Origin of the sequence: Achromobacter sp. JD-1 (genome assembly GCF_038594925.1) — a bacterium.
Classification (GTDB): domain Bacteria; phylum Pseudomonadota; class Gammaproteobacteria; order Burkholderiales; family Burkholderiaceae_B; genus Achromobacter; species Achromobacter spanius_C.
The window spans coordinates 69,914-93,717 of record NZ_JBCGCS010000003.1 but is presented as its reverse complement, the minus strand read 5'-3'; the positions used below and the strand labels follow the sequence as shown (position 1 = coordinate 93,717).

General features: G+C 62.1%; 30 protein-coding genes. 9 read left to right on the top strand and 21 right to left on the bottom strand.

The features are described from left to right. Genes WBR68_RS06050 through WBR68_RS06025 form a run of 6 tightly spaced genes read left to right on the top strand, consistent with a single transcriptional unit; the run spans position 1 to position 5,706 of the window. Positions 1–900, top strand: a complete 900-nt coding sequence (locus tag WBR68_RS06050) for an alpha/beta fold hydrolase (RefSeq protein WP_370641198.1) — start codon at positions 1–3, stop codon at positions 898–900. 13 nt (positions 901–913) lie between these two features. Then, entirely contained in the window at positions 914–2,086 is a 1,173-nt protein-coding gene (locus WBR68_RS06045) for a substrate-binding domain-containing protein (protein ID WP_127186181.1), read from the top strand. 15 nt (positions 2,087–2,101) lie between these two features. Then, on the top strand, positions 2,102–2,872 hold the full coding sequence (locus WBR68_RS06040) for an ABC transporter ATP-binding protein (RefSeq protein WP_230693715.1): 771 nt from the start codon (positions 2,102–2,104) through the stop codon (positions 2,870–2,872). Further along, positions 2,869–3,621: an ABC transporter ATP-binding protein gene (locus tag WBR68_RS06035; RefSeq protein ID WP_230693714.1), complete on the top strand. Its 753-nt coding sequence runs from the start codon at positions 2,869–2,871 to the stop codon at positions 3,619–3,621. The genes WBR68_RS06040 and WBR68_RS06035 overlap by 4 nt, the downstream gene beginning before the upstream one ends. Continuing rightward, positions 3,618–4,628, top strand: a complete 1,011-nt coding sequence (locus WBR68_RS06030; RefSeq protein WP_230693713.1) for a branched-chain amino acid ABC transporter permease — start codon at positions 3,618–3,620, stop codon at positions 4,626–4,628. Before WBR68_RS06035 ends, WBR68_RS06030 begins: the two co-directional genes overlap by 4 nt. A 10-nt stretch (positions 4,629–4,638) precedes the next feature. After that, on the top strand, positions 4,639–5,706 hold the full coding sequence (locus tag WBR68_RS06025; protein WP_050448291.1) for a branched-chain amino acid ABC transporter permease: 1,068 nt from the start codon (positions 4,639–4,641) through the stop codon (positions 5,704–5,706). Positions 5,707–5,766: 60 nt separating this feature from the next. Here WBR68_RS06025 and WBR68_RS06020 read toward each other — a convergent pair whose 3' ends face one another. The 17 genes from WBR68_RS06020 to WBR68_RS05940 form a co-directional block, all read right to left on the bottom strand. After that, entirely contained in the window at positions 5,767–6,210 is a 444-nt protein-coding gene (locus WBR68_RS06020) for a hypothetical protein (protein ID WP_050448290.1), read from the bottom strand. A 153-nt stretch (positions 6,211–6,363) separates the two neighbouring features. Beyond that, a complete protein-coding gene (locus tag WBR68_RS06015; protein WP_230693712.1) occupies positions 6,364–6,849 on the bottom strand; it encodes a hypothetical protein in 486 nt (161 codons plus the stop codon). A 111-nt stretch (positions 6,850–6,960) separates the two neighbouring features. Beyond that, positions 6,961–7,242 carry a 30S ribosomal protein S17 gene (gene rpsQ, locus WBR68_RS06010; RefSeq protein WP_006216549.1) on the bottom strand — a complete coding sequence of 94 codons (282 nt, stop codon included), beginning with the start codon at positions 7,240–7,242 and terminating at the stop codon, positions 6,961–6,963. 2 nt (positions 7,243–7,244) lie between these two features. Further along, positions 7,245–7,436: a 50S ribosomal protein L29 gene (rpmC, locus tag WBR68_RS06005; RefSeq protein ID WP_003806912.1), complete on the bottom strand. Its 192-nt coding sequence runs from the start codon at positions 7,434–7,436 to the stop codon at positions 7,245–7,247. A gap of 11 nt (positions 7,437–7,447) precedes the next feature. Beyond that, positions 7,448–7,864, bottom strand: a complete 417-nt coding sequence (rplP, locus tag WBR68_RS06000; protein WP_006216552.1) for a 50S ribosomal protein L16 — start codon at positions 7,862–7,864, stop codon at positions 7,448–7,450. Between the two features lie 2 nt (positions 7,865–7,866). After that, positions 7,867–8,661, bottom strand: coding sequence for a 30S ribosomal protein S3 (rpsC, locus tag WBR68_RS05995; RefSeq protein ID WP_050448288.1), 795 nt, complete (start codon positions 8,659–8,661; stop codon positions 7,867–7,869). Positions 8,662–8,670: 9 nt separating this feature from the next. Beyond that, positions 8,671–9,000, bottom strand: coding sequence for a 50S ribosomal protein L22 (gene rplV / locus WBR68_RS05990; protein ID WP_006227021.1), 330 nt, complete (start codon positions 8,998–9,000; stop codon positions 8,671–8,673). Between the two features lie 3 nt (positions 9,001–9,003). Then, entirely contained in the window at positions 9,004–9,279 is a 276-nt protein-coding gene (gene rpsS / locus WBR68_RS05985) for a 30S ribosomal protein S19 (protein ID WP_006216555.1), read from the bottom strand. A gap of 12 nt (positions 9,280–9,291) precedes the next feature. Beyond that, positions 9,292–10,119 (bottom strand): 50S ribosomal protein L2, encoded by an 828-nt coding sequence (gene rplB, locus WBR68_RS05980; RefSeq protein WP_006216556.1) that lies wholly within the window; start codon positions 10,117–10,119, stop codon positions 9,292–9,294. Beyond that, positions 10,120–10,416, bottom strand: a complete 297-nt coding sequence (rplW, locus tag WBR68_RS05975) for a 50S ribosomal protein L23 (protein ID WP_006216557.1) — start codon at positions 10,414–10,416, stop codon at positions 10,120–10,122. It abuts the gene before it with no gap. Beyond that, entirely contained in the window at positions 10,413–11,033 is a 621-nt protein-coding gene (gene rplD, locus WBR68_RS05970; protein ID WP_006216558.1) for a 50S ribosomal protein L4, read from the bottom strand. Before rplD ends, rplW begins: the two co-directional genes overlap by 4 nt. 4 nt (positions 11,034–11,037) lie before the next feature. Next, on the bottom strand, positions 11,038–11,727 hold the full coding sequence (gene rplC / locus WBR68_RS05965; RefSeq protein WP_050448287.1) for a 50S ribosomal protein L3: 690 nt from the start codon (positions 11,725–11,727) through the stop codon (positions 11,038–11,040). A gap of 389 nt (positions 11,728–12,116) precedes the next feature. Then, positions 12,117–12,884, bottom strand: a complete 768-nt coding sequence (locus tag WBR68_RS05960) for an ABC transporter permease (RefSeq protein WP_230693711.1) — start codon at positions 12,882–12,884, stop codon at positions 12,117–12,119. Further along, positions 12,885–13,673: an ABC transporter ATP-binding protein gene (locus tag WBR68_RS05955; RefSeq protein ID WP_230693710.1), complete on the bottom strand. Its 789-nt coding sequence runs from the start codon at positions 13,671–13,673 to the stop codon at positions 12,885–12,887. Next, positions 13,666–14,673 carry an ABC transporter substrate-binding protein gene (locus WBR68_RS05950; protein ID WP_164741323.1) on the bottom strand — a complete coding sequence of 336 codons (1,008 nt, stop codon included), beginning with the start codon at positions 14,671–14,673 and terminating at the stop codon, positions 13,666–13,668. Before WBR68_RS05950 ends, WBR68_RS05955 begins: the two co-directional genes overlap by 8 nt. Positions 14,674–14,752: 79 nt before the next feature. Beyond that, the gene (locus WBR68_RS05945) at positions 14,753–15,352 is read right to left on the bottom strand and encodes a cupin domain-containing protein (protein WP_230693709.1); all 600 of its coding nucleotides are present in this window, start codon (positions 15,350–15,352) and stop codon (positions 14,753–14,755) included. A gap of 62 nt (positions 15,353–15,414) precedes the next feature. Then, complete coding sequence (locus tag WBR68_RS05940) at positions 15,415–16,491, bottom strand: porin (RefSeq protein WP_230693708.1); 1,077 nt, start codon at positions 16,489–16,491, stop codon at positions 15,415–15,417. A 174-nt stretch (positions 16,492–16,665) separates the two neighbouring features. Here WBR68_RS05940 and WBR68_RS05935 point away from each other — a divergent pair, with 174 nt between their 5' ends. From WBR68_RS05935 to WBR68_RS05925, 3 genes are read left to right on the top strand one after another with little or no spacing between them, the layout of a single operon-like run. Beyond that, the gene (locus WBR68_RS05935; protein WP_230693707.1) at positions 16,666–17,598 is read left to right on the top strand and encodes an alpha/beta fold hydrolase; all 933 of its coding nucleotides are present in this window, start codon (positions 16,666–16,668) and stop codon (positions 17,596–17,598) included. Positions 17,599–17,611: 13 nt separating this feature from the next. Continuing rightward, on the top strand, positions 17,612–18,424 hold the full coding sequence (locus WBR68_RS05930; RefSeq protein WP_050448338.1) for an IclR family transcriptional regulator: 813 nt from the start codon (positions 17,612–17,614) through the stop codon (positions 18,422–18,424). Between the two features lie 32 nt (positions 18,425–18,456). Beyond that, positions 18,457–19,266: an aspartate dehydrogenase gene (locus WBR68_RS05925; RefSeq protein ID WP_230693706.1), complete on the top strand. Its 810-nt coding sequence runs from the start codon at positions 18,457–18,459 to the stop codon at positions 19,264–19,266. A 105-nt stretch (positions 19,267–19,371) separates the two neighbouring features. Here the strand turns inward: WBR68_RS05925 and rpsJ are convergent, their stop codons facing one another. The 4 genes from rpsJ to rpsG all read right to left on the bottom strand — a co-directional run bounded on the left by rpsJ (position 19,372) and on the right by rpsG (position 23,615). After that, entirely contained in the window at positions 19,372–19,683 is a 312-nt protein-coding gene (gene rpsJ / locus WBR68_RS05920; RefSeq protein WP_003806903.1) for a 30S ribosomal protein S10, read from the bottom strand. A 74-nt stretch (positions 19,684–19,757) separates the two neighbouring features. Continuing rightward, on the bottom strand, positions 19,758–20,948 hold the full coding sequence (gene tuf / locus WBR68_RS05915) for an elongation factor Tu (protein WP_006221899.1): 1,191 nt from the start codon (positions 20,946–20,948) through the stop codon (positions 19,758–19,760). Positions 20,949–21,023: 75 nt separating this feature from the next. After that, on the bottom strand, positions 21,024–23,126 hold the full coding sequence (gene fusA / locus WBR68_RS05910) for an elongation factor G (RefSeq protein ID WP_050450090.1): 2,103 nt from the start codon (positions 23,124–23,126) through the stop codon (positions 21,024–21,026). A gap of 18 nt (positions 23,127–23,144) precedes the next feature. Then, on the bottom strand, positions 23,145–23,615 hold the full coding sequence (rpsG, locus tag WBR68_RS05905; protein WP_050450091.1) for a 30S ribosomal protein S7: 471 nt from the start codon (positions 23,613–23,615) through the stop codon (positions 23,145–23,147). Positions 23,616–23,804: the final 189 nt, after the last annotated feature.

The following is a 23,804-nucleotide window of genomic DNA, read 5'->3' as shown; positions in this document are numbered from 1 at the left end:
ATGGCAAACGCGCCCGCAATGGCCGACCGCCACAAGCCGGTTTCGCGCTATTTGCGCTGCGAGGGCCGTGAACTGCACTACATGGAATGGGGCGCGCCGGATGCGCCCCCCATCGTCATGTGGCACGGCCTGGCCCGTACCGGCCGTGATTTCGACGACCTGGCACAAGCGCTGGCGAACGACTACCGCATCATCTGCCCGGATACGATCGGCCGCGGCCTCTCGCAATGGAGTCCCGACCCGGTGTCTGAATACCGGCTGGATTTCTACGCGCGTCTGGCGCTCGCGCTGGCCGAGGGCCTATCGCTTGCGCGCATGCGTTGGGTCGGCACATCGATGGGCGGCGCAACCGGCATGCACGCCGCCGCCACCACCTTGCGCGACCGTATCTCGCACCTGGTTGTCAACGACATTGGCCCCGAACTACCCCAACCCGCCATCGACCGCATCCTTGCCTACGCGGGCAACCCGCCCGCGTTCGACACCGTCACCGAACTGGAGGCGTGGCTGCGTGTGGCCTACAAGCCTTACGGCTGGCAGAGCGACGCGCAATGGCGGCGCATGGCCGAGACCTCGGTTCGGCGCTTGCCCGATGGCCGCTTCACGGCGCATTACGACCCCGCCATCGTGGGCCAATTCAAGCACCATCCCGATGACTACAACCGCTGGAGCAGCTACGACACGCTACGCATGCCCTTGCTGCTCTTGCGCGGCGCCGACTCCGACCTGCTGCTGCCAGAAGTCGCCCACGCCATGACGCAACGCGGCCCACGCGCCACACGCATCGACTTCCCCGACTGCGGCCATGCCCCCGCCTTGAACGTGGCGCCGCAGATCGACGCCATCCGCCAATTCCTTGCCACGCCGGACAATATGGCGGGCGCTCGCGCCCACAGATAACAGGAGACTTTCCATGAATCGCATTTTGCTGGCCGCACTGGCGGCCCTTTGCATGAACTCGGCCGTGGCCGCCAAGGACTTTGTCGTGGCCCATGTCTACGACAAGACCGGGCCGTTGGAAGCCTACGCCAAGCAGACGCAGACCGGCCTGATGCTGGGCTTGGAATACGCCACGCAAGGCACGATGACCGTGGCTGGCCGCAAGATCCGCGTTATCGAAAAAGACAACCAGGGCAAGCCGGACGTCGCCCGCGCGGAGCTGGCCTCGGCCTATGCGGACGACAACGCCGACATCGCCGTCGGCCCGACCTCGTCTGGTGTCGCGCTGGCCATGCTGCCCATCGCTGAAGAGTACGAGAAGATCCTGCTGGTCGAACCCGCCGTGGCGGACTCCATCACCGGAGCCAAGTGGAACAAGTACATCTTCCGCACCGGCCGCAATTCGTCGCAGGACGCCATCGCCAACGCCGTTGCGTTCGACCAGGCTGGCACGTCCATCGCCATGCTGGCGCAGGACTACGCCTTCGGACGAGACGGCGTGAAAGCCTTCAAGGGCGCGCTGAAGAACGCCAAGATCGTCCACGAGGAATACCTGCCCGCCAACGCCACCGACTTCACTGCGGGCGCACAACGCCTGTTCGATGCGCTGAAGGACAAGCCCGGGCGCAAGATCATCTTCATCCTGTGGGCGGGCGCCGGCAACCCGTTCAAGATCGCGGACCTGGACCCCAAGCGCTTCGGCATCGAAATCGCCACCGGTGGCAACACGCTGGCCGCAATGACGCCGCTGAAGTCCTTGGCCGGCATGGAAGGCGCCACGTATTACTACTACGGCATTCCGAAGAATCCCGTCAACGATTGGCTTGTGGCTGAACACCAGAAGCGCTACGGGCAACCGCCCGACTTCTTCACGGCGGGTGGCATGTCCGCCGGCATCGCGATCGCGGCGGCGCTGAACAAGACTGCGGGCAATTCGGACACGGACACGCTGATCAAGGCCATGGAAGGCATGAGCTTTGATACCCCCAAGGGCAAGATGACCTTCCGCCCCGAAGACCACCAGGCCATGCAGTCGATGTACCACTTCCGCATCAAGAACGATCCGTCGGTGCCATGGGCCGTGCAGGATCTGGTCAAGGAAATCACACCCGACCAGATGAACGTGCCCATTCAGAACAAGCGCTGAAGGTCGACCGCCGCAATGCTTGAAACCCAATCGCTCACCATCCGTTTCGGCGGGCACGTGGCCGTCAACGACGTCAGTTGTGGCTTTGCGCCCGGCACGCTGACGGCCATCGTTGGCCCGAACGGCGCGGGCAAGACCACGTACTTCAATCTGATCTCCGGCCAGTTGCGCGCAAGCACGGGTTCGGTGCGCTTGAATGGGCACGACCTGACCTCGCTATCCGCCCCCGCGCGCATGCATGCGGGGCTGGGTCGCGCGTTTCAGTTGACGCAGTTGTTTCCGCGTCTGTCCGTGCACGAGAACGTACGGCTGGCGCTGCAATCCCGACAGCAAGGCATGAGCTGGCGCCAGATCCGCTTCTGGCGAACGTGGGATGACGACCGGACCCTGCTGGCGCGCGCGGATGAGCTGCTTGAGCGCACCCGCCTGTCGGCACGCCGCGACCAGGCTGCTGCCGACCTGCCGCATGGCGATCAGCGCAAACTGGAAATCGCCATGCTGATCGCGCTGGAGCCACAGGTCTTCATGTTCGATGAGCCCACGGCGGGCATGAGCGTGGACGACGTGCCAGTGGTGCTTGAACTGATCCGAGAGATAAAGAACGACCCGACAAAAACGATACTGCTGGTTGAACACAAGATGGACGTCGTGCGCGAACTTGCCGACCGCATCGTCGTGCTGCATAACGGCCAACTGATGGCCGATGGCGACCCCGCCGCCGTCATCGCGTCGCCCATCGTGCAGCAGGCGTACCTGGGCGTCGCCCCCACGGAGAAGCCTGCATGAGCGCGCCCCTGCTGCTTGAACTGAAGGACGTGCACACGCACATTGGTGCGTATCACATCCTGCATGGGGTGGACCTTTCGGTACCGGCTTCGGCCGTCACCATGCTGCTGGGCCGCAATGGCTCCGGCAAGACCACCACGCTACGCACCATCATGGGTTTGTGGCGCGCGTCACAAGGTCAGGTGACGTTTGAAGGCACGCCCATCGGTGGGTCGGCAACGCGCAAGTCACCACCCGACATGGCGCGCATGGGCATGGCCTACGTGCCCGAGAACATGGGGATCTTTGCGGACCTGTCCGTGAAAGAGAACATTCTGCTGGCCGCGCGTCAGGCCAAGAACGCGGATCAGCTCGACACGGGCCGGCTGGAATGGATATTCGGGTTCTTCCCCGCGCTACGGAAGTTCTGGCTGCACCCGGCCGGCAAGCTCTCAGGCGGACAAAAGCAGATGCTGGCGGTGGCGCGCGCCATCATCGAGCCGCGCCGGCTGCTGCTGATCGACGAGCCCAGCAAGGGCCTCGCGCCCGCCATCATCCAGAACATGATCGACGCCTTTCTTGAACTCAAGCAAGCGTCCACCACCATTTTGCTGGTCGAACAGAACTTCAACTTCGCGCGGCGGGTCGGCGACCATGTCGCCGTCATGGACAACGGCCGTGTCGTCCATGCGGGCGGCATGCAAGCGCTGGCGCAAGACGACGCACTACAGACGCGGCTGCTGGGCCTGTCGCTGGGAAGCCATCAATGAACACGCTGGATATCGATACCCCCTTGCCGCGCGACCGGGCGGATCTGCGCCCGGTTCTGCTGGTGCTGGCGCTGGCCGCGCTGGCGCTGCCCTTGGTGGGCTCGTTCTCCACCTGGATCACGCTGACGCTGGCGGGCCTGGCAATGGGCATGATCATCTTCATCGTCGCGTCCGGCATGACGCTGGTGTTCGGGCTGATGGACGTCCTGAACTTTGGCCACGGCCTGTTCATCGCCATTGGCGCCTACATGGCCGCGACCGTGCTGGGAGCGATGTCCGACTGGACCCAAACGGGCAGCCTGTGGATCAACCTGGCCGCCGTACTGCCGGCCATGATTGTGGGCATGTTGGTGGCGGGCGCCGTCGGCCTGGCCTTCGAACGTGTGATCGTGCGGCCCGTGTATGGCCAGCATCTGAAGCAGATCCTGATCACGATGGGCGGCATGATCATTGGTGAAGAGATCATCAAGATGATCTGGGGTCCGCAAACCCTGTCGCTACCGCTGCCCGAGGCGCTGCGTGGCGCATTCCTGCTGGGCGATGCGGCCATCGAGAAATTTCGTATCGTTGCCTTGGCGGTCGGCCTGCTGGTGCTGGGTGGCATGCTGTGGCTGCTGAACCGTACCAAGCTGGGGCTGTTGATCCGCGCGGGCGTCGAAGACCGCGAAATGGTCGAGAGCCTGGGCTACCGGATCCGCCATCTGTTCGTGGGCGTATTCGTCGCGGGGTCGATGCTGGCGGGGCTGGGCGGCGTGCTGTGGGGCATGTACCAGCAGTCGATCGTGCCGCAACTGGGGGCACAGGTGAACGTGCTTATCTTCATCGTCATCATGATCGGAGGCCTGGGTTCGACGGTCGGCTGCCTGATCGGTGCGTTGCTGGTCGGCTTGATGGCCAACTACACGGGATTCCTGCTTCCCAAGGCGGCCCTGTTCTCGAACATCGCGCTGATGGTCGCCATATTGTTGTGGCGCCCGCAAGGCGTGTATCCGGTCACGAACCGCTAGGAGCCCAGACATGTCATTCCGCCTGCTCTCCGGCGACCCGCCCCGCAGCCCGCTGCTGGCGCTAGCGCTGATTGCCATCGTCGCCTTGCTCGCTACCGCGCCCTTCCTCTTTCCCGGCCCCAAATCGCTGGCGGTGGCCGCCAAGATCCTGGTGTTCGTCATCCTGGTTGCCAGCTATGACCTGCTCTTGGGCTACACCGGCATCGTAAGTTTTGCGCACACCATGTTCTTCGGCGTTGGCGCCTATGGTGTGGCGATCGCCAGCATCCGGATGGAACCGGGGTGGACGGCGATATTCGCGGGGGTGGGCGCGGGCCTAGCGGTGTCGCTGGCATTTGCCTTGCTGATCGGCTTGGCCAGCCTGCGGGTGCGCGCCATTTTCTACGCGATGATCACGCTGGCGGTCGCCGCCGCGTTCCAGACGCTGGTGTCGCAACTGTCGGACCTGACAGGCGGCGAAGACGGCCTGAACTTCAAGGTGCCGCAACTGTTGCGGCCGGCGTTCCGGCCCTTCTCCGAACCCGTCTTCGGCGTCACGATCGACGGCCGGATCATCACGTACTACCTGATCGCCGCGGTCTGCGTGGTGTTGTTCCTGATGCTGCTGCGCATCGTCAATTCACCCTTCGGCCGGGTGCTTCAGGCCATTCGCGAAAATCCTTTCCGCGCCGAGGCCATCGGCTATCGCACCGTGCTGTACCGCAGCCTGTCGAACCTGCTTGCCGCCGCGTTCGCCACGCTGGCCGGCGCGCTGTACGCGCTTTGGCTACGCTACAACGGCCCGGACACCACGCTGTCGTTCGAGATCATGCTGAATATCTTGCTGATGCTGGTGATAGGCGGCATGGGGACGATGTATGGCGCGGTGGTGGGCGCCAGCCTGTTCGTGTTCGCGCAAAGCTATCTGCAAGACGGCCTGCAAGTCATCCACGACGCGGTGACGGGCGTTGCGCCATTGGCGCTGCTGTTTGAACCTGACCGCTGGCTGCTATGGCTGGGGATTCTGTTCGTGGTGTCGGTGTATTACTTTCCGACGGGAATCGCGGGGCGATTGAGGGAGTTCGCGCGGCGGCGCTAACACCCAAAAACGCCTGCGCGCGCTGGCATGCCCACCATGCCGCGCGCGAGGCTTGTCGCCTTACTTCACCTTGCTGCGTATGCGATCCAGGTCGCGGCTCAACTGATCAATCTGCCGCTGCATCGCGCTGAACTGACGCTCGTTTGCGCTGTTGTTGTTGCTGGTACTGCTACTTCGGTTGCTATCGCTTTGCTTGCGCTCCAATGCAGCGATTTTTTTCTCCTGATCGTCCACCTTGCGTTGCAGCGCGCGGTTCTCGTTCTTCAGGCCGTCCAATGTACGTGTTTGGTCGCGGACCTCATCCATCGTTCTCTGCAACTCCCGGACTTCCATGCCGGCGCGCGCCCGACTATCGCTCCCAACGACCAGTACGCTGTCGTGGATTGGCCGAGAGATCTCCACATCCTTGAAAACAATGCTCTGAGCGCTTGCGGATGTTGAGAAACCCGCGCCCGCCAACACCATGAAACCTGCAACGCCAAGCTTGCCCGCGGACCTGATCATAATTGCCACTCCTGTGGTCAGAATTGTCAGCGCAATGGTTGCGCTGACAGGATTTATATCAGGAGCCACGGGGGGGTGTAACAACGCTTGCGCCGATAATGGCTACGCTGCGTTTCAAAGACGGCAAGGACCAGGCAGCAACCGCAGCGACGGTCACTTTCCGCTTTGACGCAACGTGTCCGCCTCGCGCCGGAGGCTGTCGACGCGCCGCTGCATCTCTTCGATCTTGCCTCGGTCAAGCTGCGAGCCGGCCGGCGTAGGCTGCAAGGGCCGCATCGTCGAACCCGTATTCAGCGGCATCATGGCCGGCGCAGTTCCAGCGGCGCTGGCCGGCTTCTGAGTGAACAGGCGCTCCAGCAATAGCAGTTGATTGCGCTGATTTTCCAGCGTCTGTTCCTGCGAGGCCAACGCCTGCTCGTCGTCGTCATCCGATCCGAATATGGCGGCGTGGTCGCGGGACCCGGGAGGCAGCTTCACGCGAGGCTCGGGCCCGGCGTTCAAGACGTTCTTACCGGCACGGGCGTCATCGGGTGGTGGCGCCGGGCCGTTACCTGCGCCCGCGTCCAACGCTTGCGCGGCGGCGGTACCAGCCAAGCACAAGGCGGCGACAAGCACATAGGCCCGTACGGTACTGCGCATGATGTTCCTGACCCGCATCGACATAGATCTCAAGGACGAAAAAAAACGGCAAGGGGTTTAGCCCTTGCCGTTTTATATCAGAACGGCGAACCGTTCCGATGACTGCATCACTTAGATGATACGTGCGGCTTCAACCAGACGCACCACACGCCACGACTTCGAGCGCGAGATGGGACGGCCTTCAGCGATTTCAACCGTATCGCCTTCGTTGTATTGGTTCGATTCATCGTGCGCCTTGTACTTCGCGGAACGCATGATGATCTTGCCGAAGATGGGGTGCTTGACGCGGCGCTCAACGAGCACAACGACAGTCTTGTCCATCTTGTTGCTGACGACCTTGCCAACCAGCGTACGCTGGCGCTTGGCCACTTGGGTGTTTTGAGTTTCGCTCATGTTTATTTCCCTGCCTTCTCGGTCAGCAAGGTACGAACGCGCGCAATGTCGCGACGCACGTTGCGCAGCTGGCTGGTGTTGGCCAGTTGCTGCGTGGCCTTCTGCATACGCAGACCGAATTGTGCCTTCAGCAGGCTTTCGAGCTCTTTGCCGAGCTCGGCGGCGTCTTTCGAACGGAGTTCGCTAGCTTTCATGTTAGTACTCCTTAAGCACCGATATGACGCGCGACGAACGTGGTCGAAATCGGCAGCTTGGCAGCGGCCAGGCGGAAAGCTTCACGCGCGATCTCTTCGCTCACACCTTCCATTTCGTAGAGCACTTTGCCGGGCTGAATTTCAGCGACCCAGTACTCAGGATTACCCTTACCGTTACCCATGCGGACTTCGGCGGGCTTTTGCGAGATGGGCTTATCCGGGAAAATGCGAATCCAGATACGGCCGCCACGCTTGATGTGACGATTGATAGCACGACGAGCGGCTTCGATCTGGCGAGCGGTCAGACGGCCACGGCCGGTGGCCTTCAGACCGAATTCGCCGAACGACACGTGGGTACCACGAGTCGCCAGACCGGTGTTGCGGCCCTTCTGCTCTTTGCGATACTTTCTGCGAGAGGGTTGCAGCATGGTTATTCTCCTTCAGGCGCCGGAGCAGCGTCCGCCTTGCGGGGACCACCACGACCACGGCCACCCGGACGACCGGTGCGAGCACCGTCCGGACGATCACCACGCGGAGCGCGGCGCGGACGACGTTCTTCTTCGCGCGGGGTAGCGGTTTCCGGCGGCAATTCGCCGTTAGCCAGCATGTCGCCCTTATAGACCCAGACCTTGATGCCGATCACGCCATACGTGGTGTGGGCTTCGGAGGTGCCGTAGTCAATATTGGCCTTGAGGGTGTGCAGCGGCACACGGCCTTCGCGATACCACTCGGTGCGAGCAATTTCGATACCGTTCAGACGGCCCGCGCTCATGATCTTGATGCCTTGGGCACCCAGACGCATCGCGTTTTGCATCGCGCGCTTCATTGCGCGACGGAACATGATGCGCTTCTCGAGCTGTTGCGAAATCGAGTCGGCGATCAGTTGAGCGTCGGTTTCCGGCTTGCGGATTTCCTCGATGTTGACGTGCACGGGCACGCCCATCAGACGCTGCAGATCAGCCTTCAGGTTTTCGATGTCTTCGCCGCGCTTGCCGATCACCACGCCCGGACGAGCCGAGTAGACGGTGATGCGGGCATTCTTGGCCGGACGCTCGATGATCACGCGACCAACGGAGGCGCTCTTGAGCTTCTTTTTCAGGTACTCGCGAACGCGAATGTCTTCGGCAAGCATCGTGCCGAAGGCCTTGTCGTCGGCGAACCAACGCGAGGACCAATTACGGGTGACCGCGAGACGGAACCCAGTGGGGTGAATTTTCTGACCCATCGTGACTCCTTAAGCTCCGACCTTGACCGTGATATGGCAGGTCTGCTTCTCGATACGGTTGCCGCGGCCCTTGGCGCGAGCGGAGAAGCGCTTCATCGACTGAGCCTTGTCCACAAAAATCGTGGTGACTTTCAGTTCGTCGATATCGGCGCCGTCGTTGTGCTCGGCGTTGGCGATGGCGGACTCGACAGCCTTCTTCAGGATGACGGCAGCCTTCTTCGGCGAGAAGGTGAGGATTTCCAGGGCACGACCGACCTTCTGACCACGGATCAAGTCCGCAACCAGACGGGTCTTCTGTGCCGAGATGTGCACCCCACGGATAATGGCAGTAGTTTCCATCGCTTACCTCTTCGCCTTCTTGTCCGCAGCGTGGCCCTTGAACGTACGGGTCAGCGCGAACTCGCCCAGCTTGTGACCGACCATGTTCTCGTTGATGTACACGGGAACATGTTGCTTGCCGTTGTGGACCGCGATCGTCAGGCCGATGAACTCGGGCAGGATCGTGGAACGACGCGACCAGGTCTTGATCGGCTTCTTGTCTTTGCCCGCGACGGCCGTGTCCACCTTTTTGATCAGGTGAGCATCGACAAACGGGCCTTTCTTGATCGAACGTGACATAGTGTTCGCCTCTTACTTGCGCTTGCGCCGTTGGACGATCATATTGTTCGTCCGCTTGTTGCGACGGGTCTTGAAACCCTTCGCCGGGGTGCCCCACGGGCTGACCGGCTCGCGTGCTTCACCGGTACGGCCTTCGCCGCCACCGTGCGGGTGATCCACCGGGTTCATGGCAACGCCACGAACCGTCGGGCGGATACCACGCCAACGCATTGCACCGGCCTTGCCGATTTGGCGCAGGCTGTGTTCTTCGTTACCGACTTCACCAATGGTGGCGCGGCATTCGATGTGCACACGGCGAACTTCACCCGAGCGCAGACGAACCTGAGCGTAGATGCCTTCGCGAGCCAGCAGGACGGCGGAAGCGCCGGCCGAACGGACCATTTGAGCACCCTTGCCAGGCAGCATTTCGACGCAGTGAATCGTCGTACCCACCGGGATGTTGCGGATCGGCAGCGTGTTACCAGCGCGGATCGGAGCATCGGTGCCCGACAGCAAGGTAGCACCCACTTCCAGACCACGCGGAGCGATGATGTAACGACGTTCGCCGTCGGCGTAGCACAGCAGTGCAATGTGCGCCGTACGGTTGGGGTCATATTCCAGACGCTCGACCTTTGCCGGGATACCGTCCTTGTCGCGACGGAAGTCGACGACACGGTAGTGTTGCTTGTGACCACCACCACGGTGACGGATCGTGATGTGACCGTTGTTGTTACGGCCAGAACCACGGGTCTTCTTTTCCAGCAGCGGCGCGTAGGGCTCACCCTTGTGCAGGTTCGGGCTAACAACCTTCACCATGCCACGGCGGCCAGCCGAAGTCGGCTTAACTTTTACGAGGGCCATTTACTTCACCTCCGCAAAGTCGATTTCCTGGCCGTCCTTGAGCGACACGTAAGCCTTGCGCTCATTACGGCGACGGCCAACGAATCGGCCAAAGCGCTTGACTTTGCCCTTACGGTTGAGGACCTGCACGGACTCGACCTGCACCTTGAAGAGCAGTTCGACGGCAGCCTTGATTTCCGGCTTGGTAGCGTCAGCCACGACACGGAAAGCGACTTGCTGATTCTTCTCAGCGACGAACGTGGCCTTTTCGGTCACGATCGGAGCCAGAATGACTTGCATCAAGCGTTCAGCGTTCATCCCAGCATCTCCTCGAGTTGAGCGATGGCCGGCTTGGTGATCAGCACTTTCTTGTAGTGGACCAGCGACAACGGATCGGCATAACGGGGCTCGACAACAGCAACGTGCGGCAAGTTGCGGGTGGCGAGGTAAACATTCTCATCAACGCTGTCGGTGATGATCAGGACCGAGTCCAGGCCCAGGCTCTTCAGCTTTGCAGCAGCAGCCTTGGTCTTGGGCGATTCCAGATCAAACGATTCGACAACGGCGATACGGTCTTCACGAGCCAGTTGCGACAAGATCGAACGGATCCCGGCGCGGTACATCTTCTTGTTGACCTTCTGGCTGAAGTTCTCTTCGGGCGAGTTCGGGAAAATCCGACCACCGCCACGCCACAGCGGCGACGAAGTCATACCAGCGCGTGCGCGGCCGGTACCCTTCTGGCGCCAGGGCTTCTTGGTCGAGTGCTTAACTTCGGCACGATCCTTCTGAGCGCGGTTGCCGGCACGGGCATTGGCTTGGAAAGCCACCACGATCTGATGAATCAGTGCTTCGTTGAAGTCACGGCCGAAGATCGTATCGGGCGCGCTGAACGTAGCAGCGGCCTGACCTTGGTCGTTCAGGAGCTTGAGATCCATTTACTTACGCTCCCTTCTTGGCCGGGGCCTTGATGGCCGGGCGCACGACGATGTCGGCGCCAGCGTGGCCGGGGACAGCGCCCTTGACCAGCAGCAGGCCACGCTCAACGTCAACGCGAACGACGTCGAGGTTTTGAACGGTGCGGGTGACATCACCCAGGTGACCAGCCATCTTCTTACCCGGGAACACGCGACCCGGATCTTGAGCTTGGCCAATCGAGCCCGGGACGCGGTGCGAACGGGAGTTACCGTGCGACGCGCGTTGCGAACCGAAGTGGTGACGCTTGATGGTACCGGCGAAGCCTTTACCAATGGTCGTGCCCGTCACGTCGACCTGTTGGCCGGCTTCGAACACGGATTCCACGGCGATCACGGCACCGGCTGCAAATTCAGCAGCGCGAGCGGGATCAAGGCGGAATTCTTTGAGGATGCTACCGGCTTCAGTGCCGGCTTTGGCGTAGTGGCCCGTTTGCGGCTGAGCCACACGCGAGGCACGACGAGTGCCATAAGCCACCTGGATCGCGGCGTAGCCGTCGGTTTCCAGCGACTTAACTTGGGTCACGCGGTTGTTAGACACGTCCAGCACGGTTACCGGGATGGATTCACCTTCCTCGGTAAAAATGCGGGTCATGCCGACCTTGCGACCCACCAGCCCCAGCCGGTGAGCGGCGGGCGTGGGTGTCGAATTCGACATCGTTTTCTCCATTCCTGACTGCGATTGGTCAGGGCTAATCAGGCAAAAGGTAACGGCCTTTGCCCTACGACTATGTTCAACCTGGTTGGTATTACCTCTAGCGACTTCTTTGCCTTGCAGCAAAGGAGCAATTCAAGCTAATCCGCCCATAGTTAGACTCGCCACAAAATGGCAAGCTTGGCATATTAGCATGATTTTTTCAGGCGGCACAAGCACTTAGCCCGCTTTGGGCGTGGGGAAGTGGGCTGTTTTGCCACACTTCAAACGGGCCGAATCGGTTACCGGACGGGTTCCCGATTGGATTGCCCAACAGGCAGCCCCGCGAACAGGGCGCCCTTGGGACAGTAAGTGACCGCTTACCGAGAGACAGCGCGCCTCAAGGCCATGAGTCAAGCCCCCTTCCTGGCCCTGCCGGACTCGTGCCAGGGGATCAGCACCTTGCGCAGCGAACCCACCGCGAAGTAGAGCACAAAGCCGATCATGGCCAGCAGCAGTACCACGGCGAATAGCGTGTCGACCTCCATGTCCTGCAACTTGACGGTGGCCAGGTAGCCCAACCCGCGCGAGCCGGCCACGAACTCCGACACCACCGCGCCAATGATGGACAACACGATCGCCATCTCCATGCCCGTCAATATATAAGGCAGCGACGCCGGTATCACCAACAGGCGGAAACGGCGGCGGCCGGTCGCGTTGCCCACCTGGAAGACTTCGACCAGGCCAGTGTCGACCGATTTCGCTCCCAGATAGCTATTGGCAAACACGGGAAAGAACGCCATCAAGGCCGAGATCACGATCTTGGATTCGATGCCAAAACCAAACCAAAGGATAAAGAGCGGAATCAGCGCGACCTTGGGCGTCAGTTGCAAGGCGACGACGAACGGCTTGAAGATCGTGTCCAGCAGCTCGACCCTGCCCAGCACCTGGCCGATCAATGTGCCCAACACCACCGCGATCACGAACCCGCCCAGGCATTCGGCCAGCGTCGTATAGATGTGGAAATAGGTATCGGGCCGCTGCATCAACTGCACCAGCGCGGCCAGCACGTCCTCGGGCGGCGGCAGCACCAGCGGCGACACGTCAAAAAGCGTCACATAGCTTTTCCACAGGACAAAGAACACCACCACGGAACAGAGTTGAATGGCGAAGCGTTTCATTCAGATCTCCAGGTGCTTGCGCAGTTCGGCGCACAGCCGAGCATAGTCGGGGTGTTCGCGCTGCTCGGTGCGCGGACGCGGCAGATCCACGCGGATCTCCGCCGCCACGCGGCCCGGACGGGCAGACATGACAATGACGCGGTCGGCCAGATGCACGGCCTCGCTGATCGAGTGAGTAATCAGGAACGCCGCGAAGCCCTCGCGCATCCAGATGCGTTCGGCGTCCGCAATGATCTGCTCGCGAGTCAGTGCATCCAACGCACCGAAGGGCTCATCCAGCAGCAGCAACTCGGGGGTTGAGAACAACGCCCGCGCGAACGAGGCACGCTGGCGCATGCCGCCCGATAGCTCCGACGGATTGCGCTTTTCGAATCCGCCAAGGCCGACCATGGCGCACAACTGGCGAGCGCGCTCCAAGTCGGCGCGCGTAGCCCCCGTAGTCATCAGCTTGGGCAGCGCCACATTCTGCTCGATATTCAGCCATGGCAGCAGACGATGCTCTTGAAAGGCGACGCCGAAACGAACCGGGTTGGAAGCGCCCCGCCCCGGCCAGTCGATCTGGCCTTCGCTGGGCGATTCCAAACCGCACAACAGCCGCAGCAGGGTGGACTTGCCGCAGCCGGACGGCCCGATGATGGCCACGAACTCACCCGGCGCGATATGTTGGTTCACTCCCTGCAAGGCGATGGTTACGCCCGAGTCGGTCTTGAATTTCTTGGTGACGTCGACGAAGCGGACGATCGCCGTGCCGGCATCCACCGCCGGCGCTATGGATAGAGCGTCAGGCAACGGCACTCTCCCAGATGTCGTTGGTATAGAGCTTGCGATCGGTCGCGCGCATCAGGCCGGCGTCCAGCAGCAGCTTGCTGCCTTCCTGCCATTGCTTGGGATCGTTGCGCACCGCCTGCTCGGCGCCATGGCTCAGCCACAGTTCGCGGTTGCCGCGCAGGTCTTGCAGCGCGATATCCGTTTTGTCGATACCAGGGATATCGAACGCGCCCCCCATCAGCGCAATGGCTTGCAGCAGCGCTGCGTCATCCATTGCGGCCAGTTCCCTCACGGCTTGCACCACGCCCCGAGTGAAGGCGACATAGCCGTCACGGTTTGCCGCCAGTTCGCTTTCGCGCGCCACATAGACCTGGCCGGGTACGCCGTCGTCGGCATGCATGACCGAGATTGCCAGCTTTTGCGCCCGCAAACGCGACACCGTGCTGGTATTGCCAAAGAACGCATGCAGGCGGCCGGCCTCAATCATCGCGAACGAGGCGGGGCCGTCGGCCACGCGTTCACGGCGCACCGACTTCGGGTCCACCCCAGCATGCGCCAGCATCAGGTTCAAGGTCGCTTCCATCGAGCCCCCGAACGAGGCCAGCCCGACGATCTTGCCGGCCAGATCGCGCGCGTCCGTGATTGGCGCGCGCTCGGCGGACACTACGACGAAGGGCGAAATCTGGGCAATGGTGCCGAAGGCGACGACGTCGGAGTTGCCTTGCGCGCGGGCCGACATATAGTTCGCGGCGCCCGTGCGGCCGGCGTTGACCTGGCCTGCGGCGGCCAGTTGCACGGCTTGCGCCGCGCCACGGCCGACTTCCACGCGCAGGTCCAGGCTTTGCGCCTTGAACTTGCCAGATGCCGATGCATACAGCACAGGCGCGAATGCCAAGGACAGCGTGAACGGCGTCAGGAACGTGAATTTGCCGCCCGGTGCGGCATGCACCGCACCCGCCGCGGGCAACATCAGGGCGCCCGCCATGCCGGCGGCCGCCCCCAGGAAAGATCTGCGATTCATCAAGGGGTCTCCAAACGGGGACTTCATACAGGGGCTAAATTCGGGGGCTCGTTACGGCAGATACTGCGAGACACACGCATCACGCCTTCGCCGCTGCCGCAGCGCGCTTACGCTCCGCCTTGGCGATGGCGATCGGATGGTCGGCGGGATAGTCCGGCAGGTCCGGGCGGTTCGCGCCCAGCATCACGCACATCAGCGCTTCCTCCTGGCCTTCGTTACGCAGCCCGCGATAGATGCCAGGCGGCACCGAGATCACATCGCGTTCGCCCAGCACGGTTTCGAAGGTCTCGCCCTGGTATTCCAGGAACAAGCGGATGTTGTGGCCGCGCAGGATGAAAAAGGCCTCTTCGACATCGGGGTGTACGTGCATGGGACCTTCGCAGCCGGCGGGCAGCACCATCGTGGAGAACGTGAAGTGCTCGGCCGGAATCGAGTTCTGGTCGTCGCGCACGCCAGCCGCGCCGGTGCCGATGTAGCGCGTTTGCGCACGGCGATAGACGGGGTCGACTTCGGCCTGCCAGCCCAGCGCGTTCCAGTCGTAGGACCGCGTCGCGCGGCGGGCGACCCGAGTCTCCATCCATTCGCCCAGCGTCTTGTCCTTCGGGCGCTTCCAACTGGCGAATTGGGGGTTCTCCTGCTCGGGAACGGGGATGTCGTGGTTTTGGGGTGCAGCATTCATGGCGTTTCCTTTTGGTCACGTTCGGCCAGGCCATTCCTGGCGGGAAAAGACGGGGATTGCGATCAGAACGAGTGCTGGATGCCGACGCCAAACTGGCGACGGCTGATGTCGTCGCCCGTGGTGTGGTCGCGCGTGTCGGTATCGTTGAAGAGCACGTACAGGTTCGTGCGCTTGGACAGGTAGTGCTGGTAGGCCACCCCAACGCCAGATGCCTGGGAAAGCACGGCGTGTTGGTAGCTGGCCATGACGCGGCCGCGACCAACCGGAACGCTGACGCCGAACGTGTAGACGCGGTCGCGGTCGCCACCGGCGGCGACGTAGCCGGGCGCGGGGTTCAGATTGATGTCGCGCTGTTCGTTGTAGCCGGCGTGCAGCTTCAAGATCTCGAAATCGTAAGCGGCGGCCAACTGCAGGTTCTTGGCGTCGCGGCGTGCTGGGGTCAGGTTCGACGCGTTCAGTTGCTCGTAGGTGGCGGCCAGCTTCAGCGGGCCGTGGCCGTAGCGCAGGCCGGCCGTCACCACGCGGTCATTGTCAGCCGTCCGGAAGCCCTGCTCCGCATCGGGCGAAAAGCTGTAGCCGATGCCCGCCTCGAGCCCATTCCAGGCTGGCGTGAAGTACAGGACGGAATTGCTGATGCGGCCGTCGACGCCGAAGTCGCCCGATTTATAGCCAAAGGTATTGCCGATCGAATTGCGCGACCACGACACGCCGAACGGGCTGGCGACAAACGGCGTCCATGCATAGCCGAACACCACTTGGCGTCCCACCCGTACCTCGCCGAATCCGCCCTTCAATCCGACCGTGGCCTGGCGGCCGAACAGCCGGCCTTGTGTGTTGGTGCCGTTGTCGCCGTTGAAGCCGCTTTCCAACTGGAATGTAGCTGCCAGGCCATTGCCCAGGTCCTCTACCCCGCGCAGGCCCCACCGCGATTGACTCGAAATACCGCTGTCGACACTGAGCTTGGTGGCGTGGTCATTGGTGTCCGACCGGAAGCCCATGTCAATCAGGCCGTAGAGGGTGATGGACGATGCCTCCACGGCCGGCGCCGCGTGCACGGTATGGGTGGCGATGGGCGCCAGGCTGGCGAAGGCGACGGCGAGGCCGACGGAAACCGCACGGCGCGGCGAGTACTGAGTCATGCTGGTATTCCCCTGGGTTTGTACTTCCACGCGTTAGGGCCGGGCGGCTGGCGCTGCTGCCCGGCCGTTGCAAAATCGGCGTGGCATACGTTTTATTGGTGAAACGTTGATTTGCAAATGAGACGAACGCAGTATAATTGCGCTGCATCAAAAACCATTCCCGGGATTACCCGTATGCCCACTGCACTCACTTCTTCCGTGTCGCCAACGGGATCTGCCCTGGGGCCCGACCCGACGCGCGCCCTGTCCGCCCGACTTGAAGACCTGGATAAAGGCTTCCCTTTGCACCAGGCGCCCTCGGCGATCGGCACCCTCACCTACCGAAGCTCGGGCACCGGCCCCGCCGTGGTTTTGCTGCACGGCATCGGGTCTGCCGCCGGCTGCTGGCTGGATGTCGCGCTGATGTTGCGAGACGGGTTTCGTGTCATCGCCTGGAACGCGCCAGGCTATGCCGGTTCCACGCCGCTGCCCCAGGCGCATCCGTCGGCCGACGATTACGCCGACGCCTTGCATCAGTTGCTGGCGCATGCGGAGGTGTCGGAATGCGTGCTCGTGGGCCATTCCCTTGGCGCCATCGTGGCGGGCGCTTATGCGGCGCGCGGGGCCGGCAACGCGCGGGTAGCGATTCGGCGGCTGGTGCTGCTCAGTCCCGCCCAAGGGTACGCAAGCCATGACGAGGCACAACGCGAGGCCGTACGCACGCGCCGCTTGACCTTATTGGAGGCAGAAGGCATCGAGGGCATCGCCGCGCAACGGGCTGCTGCATTGCTATCGAATGCGGCGACGCCGGCCATGCGGGAATGGGCGAGCTGGAACATGCGCCAGATTTCGCCGACCGGTTACCGCCAAGCGGTCAGCCTCCTGTGCAACAGCGACCTCCTGTCCCGTCCAGCACCCGCCATGCCGGTGGACGTGCGGGTGGGCGAGCTCGACGTCATCACGCCAGCCGCTCAAGGCCAAACCGTGGCACAAGCCTGGCACGCTTCGTTTGCACTGATCGACGGCGCGGGCCACGCCTGCCATATCGAGCGCCCTGCACAAGTCGCCGAGATCGTGCGCGGCTCGGCCAGGAACGGCGGCGTCAAGTCGGAGCTCCCCTTTGCTTGAAGACCCCAACGTGATGCAAGACAAGCGCTACACCGTACCGGCGCTTGAGCGAGGCTTGCGGCTACTGGGCGAGTTCAGCCGTCAAGATCGTGTGCTGGGCGCCCCGGAATTGGCGCGCCGGTTGAACATTCCACGCTCGACCGTGTTCCGGATGTTGAACACGCTCGAGACCCTGGGTTTCGTCCGCAAGGCCGATGGCGGCGCGGCGTACAGGCTGGATACGGCCGTGCTGCGCCTGGGCTTTGAGTATCTGGCGTCGCTGGAACTCACCGACCTGGGCCGGCCGTTGTTGGAACGCCTGCGTGACGCTACCGGCTATTCCACCAATCTGGTGGTGCGCGACCGCCGCTCGGCGGTCGTCGTCGCCAAGGTCTCCGCGCCCACGCCCTTCGTCAGCACGGTCTTCGTCGGCACCCGCCTGCCGACCCATGCAACGCTGCTTGGCCGGGCTGTCATGTGCGACCTTTCCCTGCCCGAACTTTTTGATCTTTATGGCGCCGATCCCTTGCCGCCGCACTCAGCGCACACGCCACGCAGCGTGCCGGCGCTGCACGCCTTGCTTCAGAAAGATCTGGCGCGAGGCTATGTGATTGAACGCGGCTTCTATGAAGCTATCGTCGGCAGCATTGCGGCGCCCGTGCGCGATGCCAGCGGCCGAGTCATCGCTGCGTTGGGCGTCACCATCCCCACCCTAAGCCCTGAAGAACCGACCATCGACGAAGCCTCCGTCATCCACGCGGTATGCGCCGCTGCGAATGAACTGTCCGCCTCGCTCGATTATGTACCGCCATTGGCAGAGCACAACGTCGTCTCTGGAAGGACCTGACCCTGAACCCGTACCAATTTGAGGATGTACCGATGTTGAAGATAGCCATGGTGGGCTGCGGCGCAATCGGCGTTGCCGCGCTGGAGTTGCTTGCCAGCCGTACTGACTTGGCGGTGACCACGGTGCTTGTGCCCGCATCGCACCTGGACGATGCGCGCCAGCGCATCCAGCCCTGGGCGCCGCAGGCCACCATTCACGCCAGTCTTGACGCGGCGCCCACGCGCCCGAACTTGCTGGTGGAATGCGCCGGCCACGGCGCCATCGTCGAACATGTGTTGCCCGCCCTGCGCGCGGGGATCCCTTGCGTCGTCGCCTCAGTAGGCGCCTTGGCGGCACCGGGGCTCATTGAAGAGTTGGAACAAGCCGCGCGCGCCGGCCAGGCGCGCGTGCAACTGCTGTCCGGCGCGATCGGCGCCATTGATGCGCTGGCTGCGGCACGGCATGGGGGTCTGGACGAGGTGGTGTACACCGGCCGCAAACCACCGCTTGCCTGGACCGGCACGCCAGCGGACAAGCAGTTCGATCTGGCATCGCTGGGCCGCGGCGCTACGGTTATTTTCGAAGGCACCGCGCGCGAAGCGGCGGCCACGTATCCGAAAAATGCCAACGTGGCAGCCACGCTTGCGCTGGCCGGGCTTGGGCTGGACCATACCCGTGTGCGTCTGTTGGCGGACCCCGATGTGCAGGACAACGTGCATCACGTTCACGCCAGGGGTGCGTTCGGCGAATTTGAACTGACGATGCGCGGCAAGCCCTTGGCCGCAAACCCGAAGACCTCGTCCTTGACCGTCTACAGCCTGGTGCGAGCCATCTGCAATGCCGTGGAGCCGGTGGTGATCTGAACACCTCGGCCGCAGGCTACGTCGCAAAACAAAATGGCCGCATTCCCTGGGGAATACGGCCATTCTTTACGAGCCTACCGGCGAAGGTAGCAGGCTCGGTTCGCCTTACTGCAGCGCGATTTCGACGTCGACGCCGGCCGGCAGGTCCAGACGCATCAGGGCGTCAACGGTCTTGTCGGTGGGATCAACGATGTCCATCAGGCGCTGGTGCGTACGGATTTCGAACTGGTCACGCGACGTCTTGTTGACGTGCGGCGAACGCAGGACGTCGTAGCGACGGATACGCGTGGGCAGCGGCACCGGGCCGCGGACAACGGCGCCGGTACGCTTGGCGGTGTCGACGATTTCAGCGGCCGATTGATCGATCAGCTTGTAATCGAAAGCTTTCAAGCGGATACGGATCTTTTGGTTTTTCATGGCGTTTCCTAAAGAACGAGAGGCGAAGGCGACGAGGCGCCCTCGCTGGTTGTTTGCTGCTTAAGTGATCCGAATTACTTCAGGATCTTGGCGACGACGCCGGCGCCGACGGTACGACCGCCTTCACGGATGGCGAAACGCAGGCCTTCTTCCATGGCGATCGGAGCCAACAGCTTGACCGTCATGGCCACGTTGTCGCCCGGCAGAACCATTTCCTTGTCGGCCGGCAGCTCGATCGTGCCCGTCACGTCCGTCGTGCGGAAGTAGAACTGGGGACGATAGCCTTGGAAGAACGGAGTGTGACGGCCGCCTTCTTCCTTGGACAGGATGTACACCTCGGACGTGAAGTCCGTGTGCGGCGTGATCGAACCCGGCTTGGCCAACACTTGACCACGCTGGACGTCTTCACGCTTGGTGCCGCGCAGCAGAATGCCCACGTTGTCGCCAGCTTGACCTTGGTCGAGCAGCTTGCGGAACATTTCAACACCCGTGCAAGTCGTCTTGACCGTCGGCACCAGGCCCACGATTTCGATTTCTTCGCCGACCTTCACGATGCCGCGTTCGATACGGCCGGTAACCACCGTGCCACGACCCGAGATCGAGAACACGTCTTCAACCGGCATCAGGAACGTGCCGTCCACGGCGCGCTCGGGCGTCGGGATGTACGAATCCAGTGCAGCGGCCAAAGCCATGATGGCTTGCTCGCCCAGTTCGCCCTTGTCGCCTTCCAGCGCCAGCTTGGCCGAACCCTTGACGATCGGGGTGTCATCACCCGGGAAGTCGTACTTCGACAGAAGTTCGCGAACTTCCATTTCCACCAGCTCGAGCAGCTCGGCGTCGTCAACCATGTCAGCCTTGTTCAGGAAGACGATGATGTACGGCACGCCAACTTGGCGGCTCAGCAGGATGTGTTCACGCGTTTGCGGCATCGGGCCGTCAGCGGCCGACACAACCAGGATCGCGCCGTCCATTTGCGCCGCGCCCGTGATCATGTTCTTCACATAGTCAGCGTGGCCCGGGCAGTCAACGTGAGCGTAGTGACGCGCTTCCGTTTCGTACTCGACGTGAGCGGTGTTGATCGTGATGCCGCGAGCCTTTTCTTCAGGAGTCGCATCGATCTGGTCGTAGCCCTTGGCTTCGCCACCGAACTTGTTCGACAGAACGGTCGTGATAGCTGCCGTCAACGTCGTTTTGCCGTGGTCAACGTGACCAATCGTACCCACGTTCACGTGCGGCTTGGTACGTTCAAACTTGCCTTTTGCCATGATCTCTATCCTTTAACTTTCAAGGAAACTTGAATCTGCCAGGCCACCCGGATGGGTGGACCTGACCAGGGTTATTTACTTGGCCCGAGCGGCGATGACTTCGTCAGCGACGTTCTTGGGAGCCTCGGAGTAATGCTTGAATTCCATCGTGTACGTGGCACGACCTTGCGTCAACGAACGCAGGTTCGTGGCGTAACCGAACATCTCGGCCAGGGGCACTTCAGCCTTGATGGTCTTGCCGCCACCGACCATGTCGTCCATGCCTTGGACCATGCCGCGACGCGAGGACAGATCGCCCATCACGGTACCAGCGTAGTCTTCCGGCGTTTCGACTTCAACGGCCATCATCGGTTCCAGCAGCACGGGGCTGGCCTTGCGCAGACCTTCCTTGAATGCCATGGAGCCGGCCATCTTGAACGCGTTTTCGTTCGAGTCCACATCGTGGTACGAACCGAAGAACAGCGTGACCTTGACGTCGACGATCGGGTAGCCAGCCAACACGCCCGAAGGCAGCGTTTCCTGGATGCCCTTGTCCACCGCGGGGATGTATTCGCGAGGAACCACACCGCCCTTGATGGCGTCCACGAATTCGTAGCCACCGCCAGGAGCCAAGGGTTCAACCTTCAGCACCACGTGACCGTACTGGCCACGACCGCCCGACTGCTTGACGAACTTGCCTTCAACTTCGTCGCAGGTCTTGCGGATGGTTTCACGGTAGGCCACTTGCGGCTTGCCGACGTTGGCTTCAACGCCGAACTCACGCTTCATGCGGTCGACCAGAATTTCCAGGTGAAGCTCGCCCATACCGGAAATGATGGTTTGGCCGGATTCTTCGTCGCTGCGCACGCGGAACGACGGATCTTCCTGAGCCAGACGCGACAGCGCCAGACCCATCTTTTCCTGGTCAGCCTTCGACTTCGGTTCCACGGCCTGCGAAATCACGGGCTCGGGGAAAATCATGCGTTCGAGCAGGATGTGGGAGTCGGTGTCGCACAGCGTTTCGCCGGTGGTCACGTCTTTCAGACCCACCACGGCGGCGATGTCGCCTGCCAACACTTCCTTGATTTCTTCGCGGTTGTTCGCGTGCATCTGCAGAATGCGACCGATACGTTCCTTCTTGCCCTTGATGGGGTTGTAGACCGTATCGCCCGACTTCAGGACGCCCGAGTAGACGCGCACGAAGGTCAGTTGACCCACGAACGGATCGCTCATCAGCTTGAATGCCAGCGCCGAGAACTTCTCGCCGTCGTCAGCTTCGCGCGTGATGGGATTGCCTTCGTCGTCCTGACCGTCAACCGCGGGAATATCCACGGGCGAAGGCAGGTAGTCGATGACCGCGTCCAGCATGCGCTGCACGCCCTTGTTCTTGAAGGCGGTGCCGCACAGCATCGGCTGGATTTCGCCAGCGATGGTGCGTTGGCGGATGGCCAGGTTGATTTCGGCTTCGTCCAATGCACCCGTTTCCAGGTACTTGTTCATCAGCTCTTCCGACGACTCGGCGGCGGCTTCAACCAGCTTTTCACGCCATTCGTTGGCCAGGCCTTCCAGCTCGGCGGGAATATCGTGGTAGTCGAACTTGATGCCTTGGCTGGCTTCGTCCCAAATGATCGCCTTCATCTTGACCAGGTCGACCACGCCTTGGAACGTGTCTTCGGCACCAATCGGAATCACGATCGGCACGGGATTGGCGCGCAGGCGGTTCTTCAACTGGTCATAGACCTTGAAGAAGTTGGCGCCGGTGCGGTCCATCTTGTTGACGAAGGCCAGACGCGGCACGCCGTACTTGTTGGCTTGGCGCCACACGGTTTCGGACTGCGGCTGAACGCCACCCACCGCGCAATAGACCATGCAAGCACCGTCCAGGACGCGCATGGAACGTTCCACCTCAATGGTGAAGTCCACGTGACCCGGGGTGTCGATGATGTTGATGCGGTGTTCGGGATAGTTCTTCGCCATGCCACGCCAAAACGCCGTCGTAGCTGCCGACGTAATGGTGATGCCACGCTCTTGCTCTTGTTCCATCCAGTCCATGGTGGCTGCGCCATCATGCACTTCGCCAATCTTGTGATTGACGCCGGTGTAGAACAGGATACGTTCGGTCGTGGTGGTTTTCCCTGCATCGATGTGCGCAGAGATACCAATGTTGCGATAGCGCTCGATCGGGGTTTTGCGGGCCATGGTGGATTAGTCCTTAAATTACCAGCGGAAATGGCTGAAGGCCTTGTTGGCCTCTGCCATCTTGTGCGTGTCTTCGCGCTTCTTCATCGCGGCGCCACGACCTTCGGCGGCGTCGATCAGTTCGCCAGCAAGACGCAGATCCATCGACTTCTCGCCACGCTTCTTGGCGGCTTCACGGAGCCAACGCATAGCCAGGGCCAGGCGGCGCACGGGGCGCACTTCAACCGGCACTTGGTAGTTGGCACCGCCAACGCGGCGGCTCTTCACTTCGACGATCGGCTTGATGTTGTTGATCGCCAGGCTGAAAACTTCGATCGGCTCTTTGCCGGTCTTGGTTTGCACTTGCTCGAGGGCACCGTAGACGATGCGCTCGGCGACGGCCTTCTTGCCGTCCAGCATGACGACGTTCATGAACTTGGCGAGCTCGACGCTGCCGAACTTGGGATCGGGCAGAATCTCGCGCTTGGGTACTTCGCGACGACGGGGCATTGTTGCTTCCTTGTGTCTGTTCAGTTGAACCGTGTTTCATTACACGGCCATGGCCGCCCATTGGGACGACCCCTTACGTGCCGCGCTCCTTCCCAAAAGCCGGAGGGCGCGGTCGCACTTCCCTAGTGACGGTCTTCCGCCACGCGGGGATACTACTGACTCGTTATTAAGCCTTCTTCGGGCGCTTGG

Coding starts and splice junctions, on each gene's coding strand:
- WBR68_RS06050 (WP_370641198.1), top strand. CDS start 1: ATGGCAAACGCGCCCGCAATGGCCGACCGCCACAAGCCGGTTTCGCGC.
- WBR68_RS06045 (WP_127186181.1), top strand. CDS start 914: ATGAATCGCATTTTGCTGGCCGCACTGGCGGCCCTTTGCATGAACTCG.
- WBR68_RS06040 (WP_230693715.1), top strand. CDS start 2,102: ATGCTTGAAACCCAATCGCTCACCATCCGTTTCGGCGGGCACGTGGCC.
- WBR68_RS06035 (WP_230693714.1), top strand. CDS start 2,869: ATGAGCGCGCCCCTGCTGCTTGAACTGAAGGACGTGCACACGCACATT.
- WBR68_RS06030 (WP_230693713.1), top strand. CDS start 3,618: ATGAACACGCTGGATATCGATACCCCCTTGCCGCGCGACCGGGCGGAT.
- WBR68_RS06025 (WP_050448291.1), top strand. CDS start 4,639: ATGTCATTCCGCCTGCTCTCCGGCGACCCGCCCCGCAGCCCGCTGCTG.
- WBR68_RS06020 (WP_050448290.1), bottom strand. CDS start 6,210: ATGATCAGGTCCGCGGGCAAGCTTGGCGTTGCAGGTTTCATGGTGTTG.
- WBR68_RS06015 (WP_230693712.1), bottom strand. CDS start 6,849: ATGCGCAGTACCGTACGGGCCTATGTGCTTGTCGCCGCCTTGTGCTTG.
- rpsQ (WP_006216549.1), bottom strand. CDS start 7,242: ATGAGCGAAACTCAAAACACCCAAGTGGCCAAGCGCCAGCGTACGCTG.
- rpmC (WP_003806912.1), bottom strand. CDS start 7,436: ATGAAAGCTAGCGAACTCCGTTCGAAAGACGCCGCCGAGCTCGGCAAA.
- rplP (WP_006216552.1), bottom strand. CDS start 7,864: ATGCTGCAACCCTCTCGCAGAAAGTATCGCAAAGAGCAGAAGGGCCGC.
- rpsC (WP_050448288.1), bottom strand. CDS start 8,661: ATGGGTCAGAAAATTCACCCCACTGGGTTCCGTCTCGCGGTCACCCGT.
- rplV (WP_006227021.1), bottom strand. CDS start 9,000: ATGGAAACTACTGCCATTATCCGTGGGGTGCACATCTCGGCACAGAAG.
- rpsS (WP_006216555.1), bottom strand. CDS start 9,279: ATGTCACGTTCGATCAAGAAAGGCCCGTTTGTCGATGCTCACCTGATC.
- rplB (WP_006216556.1), bottom strand. CDS start 10,119: ATGGCCCTCGTAAAAGTTAAGCCGACTTCGGCTGGCCGCCGTGGCATG.
- rplW (WP_006216557.1), bottom strand. CDS start 10,416: ATGAACGCTGAACGCTTGATGCAAGTCATTCTGGCTCCGATCGTGACC.
- rplD (WP_006216558.1), bottom strand. CDS start 11,033: ATGGATCTCAAGCTCCTGAACGACCAAGGTCAGGCCGCTGCTACGTTC.
- rplC (WP_050448287.1), bottom strand. CDS start 11,727: ATGTCGAATTCGACACCCACGCCCGCCGCTCACCGGCTGGGGCTGGTG.
- WBR68_RS05960 (WP_230693711.1), bottom strand. CDS start 12,884: ATGAAACGCTTCGCCATTCAACTCTGTTCCGTGGTGGTGTTCTTTGTC.
- WBR68_RS05950 (WP_164741323.1), bottom strand. CDS start 14,673: ATGAATCGCAGATCTTTCCTGGGGGCGGCCGCCGGCATGGCGGGCGCC.
- WBR68_RS05945 (WP_230693709.1), bottom strand. CDS start 15,352: ATGAATGCTGCACCCCAAAACCACGACATCCCCGTTCCCGAGCAGGAG.
- WBR68_RS05940 (WP_230693708.1), bottom strand. CDS start 16,491: ATGACTCAGTACTCGCCGCGCCGTGCGGTTTCCGTCGGCCTCGCCGTC.
- WBR68_RS05935 (WP_230693707.1), top strand. CDS start 16,666: ATGCCCACTGCACTCACTTCTTCCGTGTCGCCAACGGGATCTGCCCTG.
- WBR68_RS05930 (WP_050448338.1), top strand. CDS start 17,612: ATGCAAGACAAGCGCTACACCGTACCGGCGCTTGAGCGAGGCTTGCGG.
- WBR68_RS05925 (WP_230693706.1), top strand. CDS start 18,457: ATGTTGAAGATAGCCATGGTGGGCTGCGGCGCAATCGGCGTTGCCGCG.
- rpsJ (WP_003806903.1), bottom strand. CDS start 19,683: ATGAAAAACCAAAAGATCCGTATCCGCTTGAAAGCTTTCGATTACAAG.
- tuf (WP_006221899.1), bottom strand. CDS start 20,948: ATGGCAAAAGGCAAGTTTGAACGTACCAAGCCGCACGTGAACGTGGGT.
- fusA (WP_050450090.1), bottom strand. CDS start 23,126: ATGGCCCGCAAAACCCCGATCGAGCGCTATCGCAACATTGGTATCTCT.
- rpsG (WP_050450091.1), bottom strand. CDS start 23,615: ATGCCCCGTCGTCGCGAAGTACCCAAGCGCGAGATTCTGCCCGATCCC.